The sequence below is a fragment of the Microcoleus sp. LAD1_D5 genome (assembly GCF_036702115.1).
Taxonomy (GTDB): Bacteria; Cyanobacteriota; Cyanobacteriia; order Cyanobacteriales; family Microcoleaceae; genus Microcoleus.
Genome location: NZ_JAUBSA010000010.1, coordinates 72,611 through 86,625, shown reverse-complemented (window position 1 = coordinate 86,625; position 14,015 = coordinate 72,611). Strand labels below are relative to the sequence as shown.

Here is a 14,015-nt window from a genome sequence, read left to right as displayed (position 1 = left end):
CCCTAAATCTCCCTTAAGAAGGGGACTTGGAATGCTCTTTCCCCTTTATTAATGGGAGTTATAGGGGAGGTAAGAATAGTCTTGTCCCACCCCCTACTCCCCTTATTAAGAGGGGCTAGGGGGGATCGAAACTCAAATATAAACGATATTTATTATGGATTTTAGTCTTAAGTTGACACGAATGGTAACACTCAACAGTCAACAGTCAACCGTCAACCGTCAACTAATTAAACTAATTCAAAATTACCTTGCCATCTTCCTGAATTTGCAGCGATTTTGTATCAGCGTCCAACTCAGTTGTCGCGCCGAAACTGACTTGCAACATTCCCGGCATCGCGGTTGCTTGGGGGCGAACCAGCAGCAATCCGCCGTCTGGGCGCTGGTAAGTGAGGGTGATTGGCACTTGGATGGTTTTCAGCAAAATTTCCGATTGTTCGCCCAGAGTGCGCGGCTGGGTCACGCCTACAATTTGATAATTGATGACAGCATTGGTGGTATTCACCAGTTTAATTACTATCATGCCTTCGGCAGGCGTAACTCGCGCACTGGGCATGGGGAAGCGGGCAGGCGCGTCTGTGGGTGTAGAGGGCATCCCGCTGAGGCCCGGACTTGCAGCCGGAGTTGGTTCGCTGACGGGTTCTTCAGTGGCTGCGGGAGTCTCAGCAGGTTGGGAAACGGGTTTTCCTTGTTGGGGCGGTGGGCCGCCGGCCTGGGAAAGTGTTGCGAGACTAACGAGTAAACCTCCGCAGGTGGCTGCTAGCAAGCTGATTTTTTTTAACGGTAGATTGTGGCGAAACATAAATAACTCCTCACAAGTTCGATCGAGGTTTTCCAACAACGTTTATGTTAATCTATGGCGGAATTGAATTTTAATAGTTGGGTTTGGCCGCGAGGTAGGAAGAATAAGGGTTTGAGGGGTAGATTTTTTTTAAACCGCAGAGGGCGCAGAGGGCGCAGAGGAAGAGAGGAGGAGGGGAAGTTTTAGGGGTGAGATGCTTCTGATTTGTGGGCGGGGAGGGTGACGATAACGGCTGTACCTCGATCGACTTGGCTGTCAATGCGGATTTGGCCGCGGTGATTTTCGACAATTGCTTTGGCGATGGCTAATCCTAAACCGGAACCGGCGGCGCTGCGGTGGGTTCGGGCGGGATCTGCGCGGTAGAATCGATCGAACAAATGCGGCAGGGCTTCTGCGGAAATCCCGATGCCGGTGTCTGTTACTTTGATTTGCAGCGCTGGATTTAAGATCGGCGAATTTCTTTTGTTTTTAGCTGCAAGTTGCAATTCTACTTGAATTTGACCGCCAGAGGGCGTGTACTGCACGGCGTTGCTGATGATATTGGTAAACAGTCGGGCTAGTTGATCCCAGTCGCCCAAGAGTGTAAAGTTGTCCTCAGCCTTGGGCAGATCGACAATTTCCAAAGAAAGAGAGAGATTTTGGGTTGTGGCGATCGCCTGTTGTTCTTCAATTACCTCCATCAGCAAAGCATCGAGGGGAACCTCAATCCACTGCTGCTGCACGATACCGCTGTCTTGTCTGGCTAAAAACAGCAAATCATCAACCAAGCGCCCCAAGCGGCGGGTGAGGCGTTCGATAACTTGTAGCTGTTGGTGTTGCTGCGGTTCGATATCCGGTTCGGCCAAAGCTACTTGGACGTTGGTTTGAATAGTGGCGATCGGATTTCTGAGTTCGTGAGAAGCATCAGCGGTAAACTGTTTGAGACGCCCGTAAGACTCCCGTATCGGTGCCATCGCCAATCCCGACAGCAGCCAGCCAATAGCTGCAACGCAAATTAGAGTTAAACCCGCGCCCAAAATCAAATCGAGAATTAATTGGCGGATGGGTTTTGTCACTTCAAACCAAGGATGGCTGACTCGTAAATATCCCAGGACTTGGCGGCCGGTTTCTACTCGCTGCGTTACTTGTCTGAGGGAATAGTTTTGATCGGACTGCAACTTATTATTAATTATCCAAACTGTTTCGCCGGTGCGGTTAGCGTGAATGGGAATATTCAGCGGTTCCGATAATGTAGACCACAGCAATTCGCCCGTAGGACTGAACCATTCTAAATCAATGTGGTCATCTTCTACTGCATCGGTGCTATCTCGAAAACTGGCTTGAATATTAACTTGCAACTTATTTTGATCTTTGGTAGTAGGGAAAGTTGGCGGCTCAATAACGAGAGTTCGCTCTATTACTTCGACAACATGATTGAGGGTGTCATCAATGCGATCGATCAAAGTATTGCGGACGTAGAAATAGAAACCTGTGGCGAATACAAGTAATAATACAGCAGTAACGGCAGTGTACCAAATAGCGAGGCGGCGGCGGGTAGCTTGAAACATATTGCGAAGGAAGTTCGGCAACGGATTGTGTAATTGATTCAACAGATTTAACCGATTTAATAACTATAACGTCCTTCTATTATCTTCTTCTCTTCTTCTCTTCCTTCGTGCCCTTCGCGCCTTCGCGGTTAGTTAAAAAAAGCCTTGTTCGCAAATCATCAAAAAAAATGTCTAACAAGTTTCCATTTTTGATACTTCAGACAGATGTGGAGAGAGCTGTCACCCTAGTATTCTAAGCGCGAAACTTTTTAGGTAAAAGCCTGTGACCAAGTTTTTATTCCGGGCCGCGATCGGGCTATTAATGGCATTTTTTGGGGCAATCACCTATTTTACAAACGACGTAGAAAATCCGGTAACTGGAGAGAGACAGCGGGTGCAGCTTTCTCCCCGCCAAGAGATAGTTTTGGGATTGCAGGCGCGAGATCAAATGGCCGCCAAGCACGGGGGGCTTTATCCCAGCCAGAGTATTCAGCAGTATCTCGATCGAGTCGGCGAACGAGTTGTCAACGGTTCGGTGGCGAAACAAGCGGGTTATCCGTTTGAATTCCACCTGCTGCGAGACGCCCAAACTGTCAATGCTTTTGCTTTACCGGGGGGACAAGTTTTCATTACTGCGGGGCTGCTGCGGCGGCTGAATTCGGAGGCTCAGTTGGCCGCTATACTCGGACACGAAGCCGGTCACGTTGTGGGGCGCCACGGTGCAGAACACTTGGCAAAACAGCAGTTCGGCAGGTCTTTGGTAACGGCGGTTGGGGTGGCTACTAGCGACGATCGCGGGGGCGGGCAGCAGGCAGCATTAATTGCTCAAGCTGTCAATCAAGTTGTCGGTTTGCGGTACGGTAGATCGGATGAACTTGAGAGCGATCAGCTCGGTTTTCGGTTTATGACGGAAGCGGGTTACGATCCTAGAGCTATTGTTGAGGTGATGCAAATTCTCGGTGCCGCTAGGAAGGGCGAAGCGCCGCCGGAGTTTTTGAGTTCTCACCCAAACCCTGAAAACCGAGTTGAAAAGTTGCAAGCTTTAATCGCGCAAAATTTCCCTAACGGCGTTCCAGCTAATTTGGTGTCTGGACGCGATGAGTTTGCTAAGAATGTGTTGTCTCCCTAGCAAGAATTACATCGAGCTTCACAAAACTTCATGCTAAAGGCCGATATAAGTTGGATGGTAATTTGGCACGATCGACTTAATGAGCGATCGAGCAATTGGAAAGTTGAAAACCATGATTGAATCTTGGATGATTATCGGCGGCGTGACTTTCTTAGTCGCGTTCGGTACTCTGTTTTTTAAACTGCGCGATATTAACTGGGCAGTCAAACTTGAAAGACCGGATTGGATGTTTTTTGAGCCTGCTATTCCGTTAATTTGGACGGTGATTTTTGCTTGCGGGGCCGGCAGCGCTACTTTCGTGTGGGAACATGAGCCAGGGAGCATTAAAACTTGGCTGCTGATGGCTTTGTACTTGCTTTTAGAAGTTGTAACAGTTGCTTATATTCCCACTACTCTCAGAGCCAAAAGTCTCAAAGTAGGGACAATGTTGGGAGGGGCTGGCGAGATTGTGGGAGCTGTGTTGACATTGGCTGTTTTGCCGATTTCTCAAACCGCGGGTTTGTTACTTTTGCCTTACGTGATTTGGGGTGCGATCGGCACTTATACCACTTGGGAAATGATTCAGCTAAACCCAGAATCTGCATAAATATTCGGTGTGGAAGGCGCACCCTACTAAGGCACATCGCAGCGGTTAGTTAAAAAAAACATTGTTAATAGTAGCACATTCTTGCTGCTGGGTTAACCGACCGATCGAGTGAGGAAATCCGCTTAACAGTGTGTGCGTAGTTGATGAGAAAATAGATGAATTAAACTGGTTAAAGTTAAAGGATGATAGTTATCAATGGCAATTAAAGACCAGCCCCAACCACCTCGTTTTCGACAAATTAGCAATATCTTGTTATTGCTCTCAAGTCTGTTTATACTGGCAAATATCTTTTTGCCAAATTTGTTCGGGCCACAAATTCCGCAAGTGCCTTACAGCTTGTTCGTTCATCAGGTTCAAGAACAAGATGTAGCGCGAGCTTCGGTAGGCCAAAGTGAAATTCGCTACCAACTAAAAGGCGAAGGCGACCAACCCGGTCAAGTGCTGTCAACGACACCGATTTTTGACCTAGAACTGCCTAAACTTTTACAAGAAAAAGGCGTTGAATTTGCGGCAACTCCTCCTTCCAAAAATGGCTGGATTGGCAGTGTTTTAAGCTGGGTGGTGCCGCCGCTGATTTTTGTGGCGATTTTTCAATTTTTTATGAACCGGGGCGGTGGCGGGCCACAGGGTGCACTTTCGATCGGCAAAAGCAAAGCTAAGGTCTATGTAGAAGGCGAATCGGCGAAAATTACTTTTGCTGATGTGGCCGGAGTTGAAGAGGCTAAAACTGAATTAGTCGAAGTTGTGGAATTCCTGAAAACTCCCGACAGATTTACGGCAATCGGTGCGAGAATTCCGAAAGGCGTGCTGTTAGTTGGGCCTCCGGGAACTGGCAAAACTCTGTTAGCAAAAGCAGTAGCTGGTGAAGCTGGCGTGCCGTTTTTTAGCATCTCGGGTTCGGAGTTTGTTGAACTTTTTGTAGGTGTTGGTTCTGCAAGAGTGAGAGATTTATTCGAGCAGGCTAAGAAACAGGCTCCTTGTATTATTTTCATTGATGAATTGGATGCGATCGGCAAATCTCGTAGCAGTAACGCTAGCTTCGGTGGGAATGACGAACGCGAACAAACTCTCAATCAATTGTTAACTGAAATGGATGGTTTTGCTGCGGGCAATACTACGGTAATTGTGTTGGCTGCAACTAACCGCCCAGAAAGTTTGGATGCTGCTTTGTTGCGTCCTGGTCGTTTCGATCGCCAAGTTTTGGTCGATCGCCCCGATTTATCTGGCCGCGAAGAAATTTTGAACATTCACTCTCAAAAAGTGAAGTTGGGCCCGGATATTGACTTGAAGGCAGTTGCCACTCGCACCCCTGGTTTTTCGGGCGCAGATTTGGCAAATTTGGTCAATGAAGCTGCTTTGTTGGCGGCCCGCAACAAACGACTAACTGTAGCGCAGGAAGACTTTTTTGAGGCGTTTGAGCGCGTTGTGGCCGGCTTGGAAAAGAAAAGCCGGGTGCTCAATGAAAAAGAGAAAAAGATTGTGGCTTACCACGAAGTCGGACACGCGATGGTTGGTGCCGCACTGACCGGCGGCGGCGAAGTTGCGAAAATCTCGATCGTCCCGCGCGGTATGGCAGCATTGGGTTACACGTTGCAAGTACCGACAGAAGACCGTTTCTTGTTAGATGAATCGGAGTTGCGCGGTCAAATTGCTACACTGCTTGGAGGGCGATCGGCTGAGGAAGTCGTTTTTGGTAGCATTACTACTGGTGCTTCAAATGACTTGCAAAGGGCGACTGATTTAGCTGAACGGATGGTGACAACTTACGGGATGAGTAAGGTTTTGGGGCCTCTAGCTTACGATCGAGGTCAACAAGCAATGTTCCTCAACGATGGTATGGGAAATGCCCGCCGCGCTGTAAGTGCTCAGACTGCTGAGGCGATCGACCAAGAAGTGAAGGAAATTGTCGAAACTGCACATCAGCAAGCTTTGGATATTCTGAAAGCAAATCGGGAATTGTTGGAAACAATTACGCAGAAACTGTTGGAAACTGAGGTGGTGGAAGGTGATGCACTTCGCGAATTCCTCGGTCAAGTGCGGCCTTTAGATAAGGTTGCGGCTTGAGTTTAATAGGGTTTAATTAAACCGCAGATGAACGCAGATGATTCCAAATCATCTGCGTTTTGCGATCGCACTCCAGGATGAGCCGACTGAAACAGACAACGGCAAACGGACAAACCCGCGTTTGTGCGATCGCAAGTAATTGTATTAAGGGAGAGCAATCACAGGGCGCTCTCCCTGATACTCAAATCAAAATAAATGAGCAGTGACATCTCACGAATTAGCTGCAACAACAAAGAGCGATCGCATCCAACCAATACAGAAATTACATTATGATTGGTTGGGCGATCGAGTTGGGCTGATAAAAGGCTAATGGCAAGACTCTATTATCGAGGCATGGCAGAAGAAAACGGTAAACCCAAAATGGGACGCAGCGCGAGGCTACTGGGAGTCAGACCCAGTATTGACATTGATGTTTAGCAAGTACCCAAAGACTGGTTGGATGAACAAGGTTATTTACTACCAGAAACAGGGCGCAAGTCTTCACAGGAGTCTGTCACTGTAGCCATTACAAACACAAAAGGAATGTCTGTATCCCTCTCTATCGAAGGCTTACAACAATTCCGCAAACCCCCAAAATTTGGCGGAACAGGAAAAGATCCTCTTTGGCAGATTGACGACAGCAAGATCGTCGGAGATATTGAAGCTGTGCAAGATAGTCCAACTCATGTCAGTATTTTGCCAAGCGCTACAATGCTTTTAGAGAAATATGAAGCAGCCCTGGCCCAGACACAGAACGAATGGGAGAAAGTTTGATAGTTTAATTTAGTCAACGGGAGAACAGCAATGGCATGGGTGTTTAGCTTATCGGCTGAATGTGGCACAAAGCAATCTGAAGCACAGCAATTTGCTCAATATTTCAATGAAATTTCCTGGGTAATCTCAAACGGTAGACATTCCCAATGTCGGGCAGAAAGTTTTCAGGATATAGAAGAAAATTGGTGGTGTCGTGTTTGTCCAAGTGGCCTCAGTGAGATTGGGATTGACACTCCAGAAAGTGCTTATTTAATGACGGAAATAGGTATACTTCTGTATCAGAGTTTGCGGTTTTCTCCACCGTTTCGGTATGCTTTAGTTGGTATGGAAGTAGATGAGTTTAGAACCTACAGCGAATTGATTAAAGAGCCTGCCTTGGTTTTTCCTGGATTGGTTTTAGCTGAAGCTGTTTGGCAAGCAACGGGAGCATCTTCGGTTTTTCGATCGTTCAGCCTTGGATATGTTTGGAAGCCCTATGAAGGTGAAGTTTATAGACCACTACTAGCATCACCGGACTTAAAGAACAAGCTTGATGAATTGCTGAGCGTGGGGTAAATCCTTTCAATGGAGGCATCACCCCTCACAGTAAATACCAAACTGTGCGATGTTTGCAGAAATAGCGATCGCCCCTACCTATCGAATTAGTCGCTCCATACAGTTACCATTATAAACATACAGAAACCCGGTTGCTTCAAAACACCGGGTTTCTCCATATTGTTGCTGCATTGTCGATCGCTCAAACTCCGTTTATGTAAGCCATAACTGGAGTACCTTGCTGCTGCTGCGCGATTTCCAAAAGGCGCTGAATCCGCTCCTCTGTCGGTGGGTGAGTGCGGAAAAGTGACTGCAAACCTTTAGTCGAAAAAGGATTCACAATGAGCAGCGGCGACATCGCAGGATTGCCGTGCATGGGAATTTCATGACCCATTTTCTCCAATTTTTGCAGCGCGTTTGCTAAGCCGATCGGGTTATTGGTAATTTCCACCGCACCGCTGTCTGCTGCAAATTCCCTCGTCCGAGAAATCGCCATTTGAATTACGGTTGCTGATAGCGGTGCTAAAATGATTAAAAATAGCAAACCAAACGGATTCGGGCCTTGTCTGCTATCCCGCGTTACCGGGCCGTAAAGTGCTCCAAAAGTCAGAATTCGCCCGATAAATGTAATTGCACCGGCAATTGTTCCTGCAACTGCTTGAGTGAGGGTGTCGCGGTTGCGGATGTGCGTCAGTTCGTGCGCTAAAACGCCTTCTAATTCTTCGCGAGAAAGCAGTTTGATGATGCCTTCAGTAACTGCTATTGTCGCGTGTTCCGGGTCTCTCCCTGTGGCGAATGCGTTCGGAGATTGAGTAGGAACTAGAAATATTTTCGGCACCGGAATTTGCGCTTTTTCGCTCAGCGATGCTACCATATCGTAGATTTCTGGTGCTTCACTGCGGGCGATCGGCTGAGCGCGGTAAGCCATTAACGCTGCCGTGTCGGAATAGTACCAAGAGCTAAAACTTGAGAAGGCGGCTAGTGCTAAACCGATGTAAAGTCCTTGCTCGTTGCCGATTAAATAATAACTTCCTAAAACGAGAAGGCCGCTTAGGAGTCCTAAGAGAGCGGCTGTTCTGAGTTGATTTGTTCCTAACATGGCGGGTGGAGGGCGATCGATATTTTGATATTTTTGAGCTTATTATTAGATTTTCATACTTGGGGGCGATCGCGTCTCTATCTGCCGAAATAACTGCTGCCGCCAATAGTAGTATTTCACCTTTTCAGTGAAAAACGGGGAATCCGTCGGAAGGCTCTCTCGCCTGCTCTCAAGAGGCTGCTGAGCCGCAGGATATGACATTTCCAGCCAGAACCTGGAAACGAGATTAAAAATAAAATAAACGCAGACTATCTTACATTCATCTGCGTTTACCTGCGTTTATCTGCGGTTGAATTCTCGAACCCTAAACCGCTTGCACTTGCTTTTCCTCAACAGAAACAGGTTCTTGATATACAGTTTGAGACTCATTAGCCAAAAACTCAGCCAATTGAGCTTCGATTTCATCCCTCACAATCTGGCGGTATTCGAGGAAATGCTCGTTGTGAGCACACACAGTTAAGTAATGATCCCAAACCGCAGGATTGCGCTTGAAAATGCTGAACAAATGATGCCAGAACTTCCAGCGAGTGCTGCGCTTGACTCCTTGCCGCCAAACCACAGTTAGCAGCGCCCGCAAATCGATCCAACTGGGAACTCTTGCAGGTATATTTGCTGTAGGCGCACCCAGCATCAAGAAGTGGCGATAGGTGCGGTCTAAATATTTCTCAGCATCGTACACATCAGAAAATGCTTGGACATATTCCCTAGCGATATCTTCTAGCGGCCGCGTGGGAATGAAGTTCATCAAAGTAGTCTGGTTGAGGTTGCCCGATTTGTCGCGCAACCGCCCTTCTTTTGCGAGTCTGTGGGACAATGCAGTATGAGGCAAAGCTTGGAGCATTCCAAAGGTTGTACTCGGAATTGCAGCAGCTTCGGCAAAGTCTACAATGCGCTGACCGGCACCGGGTTTTTCGCCGTCGAATCCAATGATAAATCCGGCCATTACTCGCAAACCAGTTTTCGCAATCAACTCTACCGATTCTATCAGGGAATTGCGGGTATTTTGGAATTTCTTGGTCATTTGCAAGCTTTCTTCATCGGGAGTTTCAATTCCCAGAAACACTGCATTGAAATTGCAAGCTACCATCATCTCCATCAATTCTTGGTCTTGGGCTAAATCGATGGATGCTTCGGTGTTGAAAGTAAACGGGAATTTGTGTTCCTCTTGCCAAACTTTTAAGTCTTTTAGTAACAGTTTGACACTTCGTTTGTTGCCGATAAAGTTGTCGTCTACCATGAACACGCCGCGCCGCCAGCCCAAGTTGTAGAGATAGTCTAATTCTGCGATCAATTGTTGGGGGTTTTTGGTGCGGGGTTTGCGCCCGTAGAGGACGATTATGTCGCAGAATTCGCACTGGAAAGGACAGCCTCGGGAAAATTGAATTGACATTGAGTCGTAGGCGTCTAATTCCAGCAAATCGAAGCGGGGAACTGGGGTTGTGGTAACATCTGGTTTTACGCCGTCCGATCGATAAATTCCACTTTTTTCGCCCCGTTGTATTGCTTCGACGAACATCGGCAAGGTGATTTCGCCTTCGTCGAGAATCAGGTAATCTATGCCCGCTGCTTGAGGTTCTTCGGGTACTGAAGTCGGGTAAGGGCCGCCGCAAGCTACGGATTTACCGCGCCGTTTTGCTTCGCGAATTATGTCTAGCAAATCTTCTTTTTGGACAATCATGGCGGAGAGAATAACGAGCTCTGCCCATTCCCATTCTGCTTCGGTGATTTGTCTGATGTTGCGATCAACTAACTTAAACTCCCATTCTTGGGGTAAAATAGCGGCTACTGTTACCAAACCCAGCGGTGGCAGCAGAACTTTACGATCGACTAATTCTAGGATTTTCTCGTAAGACCAAAATGTTTTCGGAAACAGCGGGTAAACTAGAAGAACTCGCATTATATGTTAAACCTCACATCAGTAAACAACTTGCGATCGGCCTGGCGTGTTTGAGAGTTCGATCGACTCTCAAGACTTAATGTTAAGGCTAAAATTACGATCTTGCACTCGATCGAATATCGGGCGAGGGGTGAGACCCCCTAAGACAAAGATCGTCAGCGCAATTTTTAGCTTGCAGTTCCCTGTTAAAGTTTGCAAATGCTGATATCTTATCGTATTTGACCCTTAATTGACGATAATCGCATTTAAAAAGCATGGGACTAAGGCAAAAAAGAATTTGAAAAACTTACATTATTCGTAAAATGCGCCTCGGCGCACCCTATATATATCTCGTAAGGTACACATTCCCTCTTCCCTGTTCCCTTTTCCTTCTAATTTGAATCTTTGCCGGGAATCCCGCTAGTTCTTAACATATCGGCAACTGTGCCGCAGTAACTCGGCATTCCTATGCTTTCGGGATTCACAAGATTTTGATAGGTAAAATGGCGGTAGCTGATGCAAAATCTATCCCAAGCAGCCACCTGAATTCGGAACAGCCAAATAAAGAAATCCGCCAGCCAAGGTGACAGAGTAATCCGAAAAAATATGTTTTTATTCAAATACTGGCAAGCTTGTTCTACCACTTCGTTAGCTGTAATCGCCGGATTTCCTAGCACAAAATGTCGCGGTTCCTCGGAAGCCGGCGGATGTTCAACTAAATAATTAACTACTTTAGCAATATCTGCGCCGTGGATGAAGTGAAAACTGCCATCTGCCTTAAACCAGCGAATCAAACCAATCCATTTGGCGACAAGTGGCAGGCCAGATGACAAGTGAGAGACTGGTTTTTCTGCGTCTCCTCCCAATACTAATGTCGGGTAAAGTGCGGTAATTGGAGGCACATTTGTCAAAGCTGACAAATGCACCATGCAGTTGTATTTTGAGCTAATATAATCCGTCCCCAGTTCCCCGGCTTCTTTGAGCAAATTGTTGTCTCTACCGAGAATACTGGCCGTTGAAAAATAAATTACTTGTTGGCAAGTCTGTGGGGAAAGTAGTTGAATTAGGCGCAGAGTTTTGGTTACGTTAACGTCAAACACTTCTTGAGTTCCTCCCCAAGCAGTGGCAGCTAAAATTGCGACATTAATTGTTTGCAGAAGTTCGGCGTGTCGATCGATATCTCGCATATCGCCTTGTAATATATGGATGCCAGGGCGGGCTTTCCAATCAAATTTTAATTTTTCGGGGTTGCGAACTAATAAGTAAAGTTCGTGGTTTGTCTCTTGAATCAAAGTTTCGGCCATGTAGTGACCGATACAGCCACTTGCACCCGTCACAAAAATTTTTTTGGAGTTCATTTTGCCGCAGGAGAAGAGGGAAGGATTCGACGCTTTTTCAACGGTAGGGATAGGGCATTGCCTATTAGTGTCAACTTAAGCCTAAAGTCCATGAGGAATATCGCTTTTATTCGAGTCCTGATCCCCCTAAATCCCCCTTCTTAAGGGGAGTAGGGGTTGACTTTGAGTCCTTCCTGTCCCCCCCTTATTAAGGGGGGCTAGGGGGGATCTAGACTTTGATACAAACAAAAGAGACGGTCGGTTTTACGTTAAGTTGACACCAATGGGCATTGCCGTCTCCCTACAAATATCAGGTGCAATTAACCGGATGCGATGGGATTCTACAATCGAAATCAAATCAAGCAGCAACTGCAAGCAATTTGTCGGCTTGTTTTGCGGTTTCAAAGAAGAAACGCACGTTATCTTCGGGAGTTCCGGGTAACACGCCGTGTCCCAAGTTGAGGATGTGTCCGCGATGGCCGGCTTTGCGAATTGTATCAAGAATTCGATCGCGAATAAACGCTTGAGAACCAAACAACACGCCGGGATCGAGATTTCCCTGAACGTTCATGTTTGGGCCCAAACGCTTGCGCGCGTCGGCCATATCAACTGTCCAATCGACGCTGATAATATCAGCGCCGGATTTTGTCATGCGTTCGAGGAGGCCGGCACTTCCAGTGACTAAGAGAATTAGCGGTGTGTCGGGATGGGTTTTTTTGACTTGCTCGAATACTTGTTTCTGGTAAGGTAAAGCGAAGGTGTCGTAGTCCTGCGGGGAGAGTTGGCCGGCCCAGGAGTCGAACATTTGCACGACTTGCGCGCCGCAGTCGATTTGATAGCGCATGTAAACGGCGATCGCATCGGCGAATTTTGACAGCAACTGATGCAGTAAAGTTGGATCGGAAAATGCCATGTTTTTGATGATGGCATAATCCTTAGAACCTTTGCCCTCAACCGCATAGGCCGCCAGCGTCCACGGCGCGCCCACAAAACCGAGCACGGTGGATTTGTTGCCGACTTCCTCGCGCAGGGATTTCAGGATTGTTTTGATAAACGGCAAGCTTTCTTCCGGGTTCAGCGGTTGCAGGTTGTCGATTTGCTGCTGAGTGCGGATGGGTGCGTGGATAATCGGGCCTTTGCCTTCGGCGATGTCCATGTCGATGCCCAAACCCGGCATGGGGGTGACAATATCGGAAAACAGAATTACGCCGTCGGGTTGAAACGCGCGCCACGGCTGAAGGGAAACTTCGATCGCAACTTCGGGAATTTCGGAACGTTCGCGAAACGAGGGATACTTTTCTCGCAAATCTCGATAAGCCTTCATGTAGCGGCCGGCTTGGCGCATCATCCACACGGGCGGGCGGTCTAGGGTTTCGCCGCGGGCTGCCCGCAACAACAAGGGAACTTCATTTAATGCCGACATTTTAACTTTTCTCTACCTTAGATATTTCAATGCCTTTGGTAGCTTACCACTGTGCGATCGTCCTTTTTGACAAAAAATTCATCTGTCAGCGGGGAGGGAGATGAGGGGAGTGGCTGAGTTCGATTTTGGGCGATCGGGATTTGGTTGGTTGCGAGGCTGGCAAATGACATCTAAAATCCTTCCACTGTAGGGGGTTTATAATGGAAGTCTCCTCACTCGCAGGGCAAACTAATTGAATGGAAACGCTACGTGCAAACCGCACATTTTATTTACTTTACCTCTCTACTCGCCGGGGAGACTAATTAAACGTCTATTATCACACTCGATCGGCGGCTTTATTTCTGAGCTAATATTGCATCGTAATCCCCATGAGTCCCTATCCAAAACCCGACAATACCTTCAGGTTTCTCAACTCCCAAAGCTCTGTAACTATCGCCTACTCGCACCGATTGCAATTGCTTTAGCCTGCCAACTTTTTTAAAATGCAGCGAAGGGTGATACGGGTCGCCTTTGAGTAATTCGTAATTTTTATCGGCTAAGGCTTGTATTTCTTTAGGTAGCTGGTGATAGCAGTGCCAAGAACGCGGTAGAGTCAGATGCTTCATAACACTTTAGCCAATCCCGCTTCATACTCTGCATCGACTTCATCAAGTAGCGCATCTAACCGCCCATCCTCCAAATCGTCTTCAATTTGCCTATCCCAAACCTGTTGGCGATACTCTATCAGCCAAGCAGTGAGTTCGGATAGTTCCTTAACTGACAAGTTCATAATTGCTGTTTCAAGTTCTTTAACGCTCATACATTTTGCCACATCATTAATATTATTAATTAACCAATAATACTGAACGCACGGGTAGTCATAAACCAGGTTTTTTCCGAAAGACGCGTT

At 47.2% G+C, this 14,015-nt stretch carries 13 protein-coding genes and 1 pseudogene; 5 read left to right on the top strand and 9 right to left on the bottom strand.

Features of this window, described 5'->3' with window-relative positions; genetic code table 11:
- Window positions 1-232: 232 nt before the first annotated feature.
- Together QUA70_RS07305 and QUA70_RS07300 are read right to left on the bottom strand one after the other, a co-directional pair.
- Entirely contained in the window at window positions 233-799 is a 567-nt protein-coding gene (locus QUA70_RS07305) for a hypothetical protein (RefSeq protein WP_333324970.1), read from the bottom strand.
- 182 nt (window positions 800-981) lie between these two features.
- On the bottom strand, window positions 982-2,346 hold the full coding sequence (locus tag QUA70_RS07300; RefSeq protein WP_333345887.1) for an ATP-binding protein: 1,365 nt from the start codon (window positions 2,344-2,346) through the stop codon (window positions 982-984).
- 262 nt (window positions 2,347-2,608) lie between these two features.
- Between QUA70_RS07300 and QUA70_RS07295 the strand changes: the two genes are divergently transcribed.
- From QUA70_RS07295 to QUA70_RS07275, 5 genes and pseudogenes are all read left to right on the top strand, one after another.
- A complete protein-coding gene (locus QUA70_RS07295) occupies window positions 2,609-3,454 on the top strand; it encodes a M48 family metalloprotease (protein WP_333345890.1) in 846 nt (281 codons plus the stop codon).
- A gap of 112 nt (window positions 3,455-3,566) precedes the next feature.
- Window positions 3,567-4,040, top strand: a complete 474-nt coding sequence (locus tag QUA70_RS07290) for a tryptophan-rich sensory protein (RefSeq protein ID WP_333410352.1) — start codon at window positions 3,567-3,569, stop codon at window positions 4,038-4,040.
- A gap of 195 nt (window positions 4,041-4,235) precedes the next feature.
- A complete protein-coding gene (ftsH4, locus tag QUA70_RS07285) occupies window positions 4,236-6,104 on the top strand; it encodes an ATP-dependent zinc metalloprotease FtsH4 (RefSeq protein WP_333345896.1) in 1,869 nt (622 codons plus the stop codon).
- A gap of 309 nt (window positions 6,105-6,413) precedes the next feature.
- Window positions 6,414-6,857 (top strand): annotated as a pseudogene (locus QUA70_RS07280) (Tse2 family ADP-ribosyltransferase toxin).
- A 30-nt stretch (window positions 6,858-6,887) separates the two neighbouring features.
- On the top strand, window positions 6,888-7,412 hold the full coding sequence (locus QUA70_RS07275) for a hypothetical protein (protein WP_333345902.1): 525 nt from the start codon (window positions 6,888-6,890) through the stop codon (window positions 7,410-7,412).
- A gap of 181 nt (window positions 7,413-7,593) precedes the next feature.
- Here the strand turns inward: QUA70_RS07275 and QUA70_RS07270 are convergent, their stop codons facing one another.
- From QUA70_RS07270 to QUA70_RS07240, 7 genes are all read right to left on the bottom strand, one after another.
- Entirely contained in the window at window positions 7,594-8,490 is an 897-nt protein-coding gene (locus tag QUA70_RS07270; RefSeq protein ID WP_333345904.1) for a M48 family metalloprotease, read from the bottom strand.
- A 304-nt stretch (window positions 8,491-8,794) separates the two neighbouring features.
- Window positions 8,795-10,387 carry a B12-binding domain-containing radical SAM protein gene (locus QUA70_RS07265; protein WP_333324984.1) on the bottom strand — a complete coding sequence of 531 codons (1,593 nt, stop codon included), beginning with the start codon at window positions 10,385-10,387 and terminating at the stop codon, window positions 8,795-8,797.
- Between the two features lie 371 nt (window positions 10,388-10,758).
- Entirely contained in the window at window positions 10,759-11,724 is a 966-nt protein-coding gene (locus tag QUA70_RS07260) for an NAD(P)-dependent oxidoreductase (RefSeq protein ID WP_333324986.1), read from the bottom strand.
- 337 nt (window positions 11,725-12,061) lie between these two features.
- Window positions 12,062-13,126 carry a uroporphyrinogen decarboxylase gene (hemE, locus tag QUA70_RS07255; RefSeq protein WP_333345907.1) on the bottom strand — a complete coding sequence of 355 codons (1,065 nt, stop codon included), beginning with the start codon at window positions 13,124-13,126 and terminating at the stop codon, window positions 12,062-12,064.
- Window positions 13,127-13,152: 26 nt separating this feature from the next.
- Window positions 13,153-13,296, bottom strand: a complete 144-nt coding sequence (locus tag QUA70_RS07250; RefSeq protein WP_333202345.1) for a hypothetical protein — start codon at window positions 13,294-13,296, stop codon at window positions 13,153-13,155.
- A 165-nt stretch (window positions 13,297-13,461) separates the two neighbouring features.
- A complete protein-coding gene (locus QUA70_RS07245) occupies window positions 13,462-13,731 on the bottom strand; it encodes a ParE family toxin-like protein (RefSeq protein ID WP_333345910.1) in 270 nt (89 codons plus the stop codon).
- Window positions 13,728-13,925, bottom strand: a complete 198-nt coding sequence (locus tag QUA70_RS07240) for a hypothetical protein (protein WP_333255008.1) — start codon at window positions 13,923-13,925, stop codon at window positions 13,728-13,730. The genes QUA70_RS07245 and QUA70_RS07240 overlap by 4 nt, the downstream gene beginning before the upstream one ends.
- Window positions 13,926-14,015 lie beyond the last annotated feature (90 nt).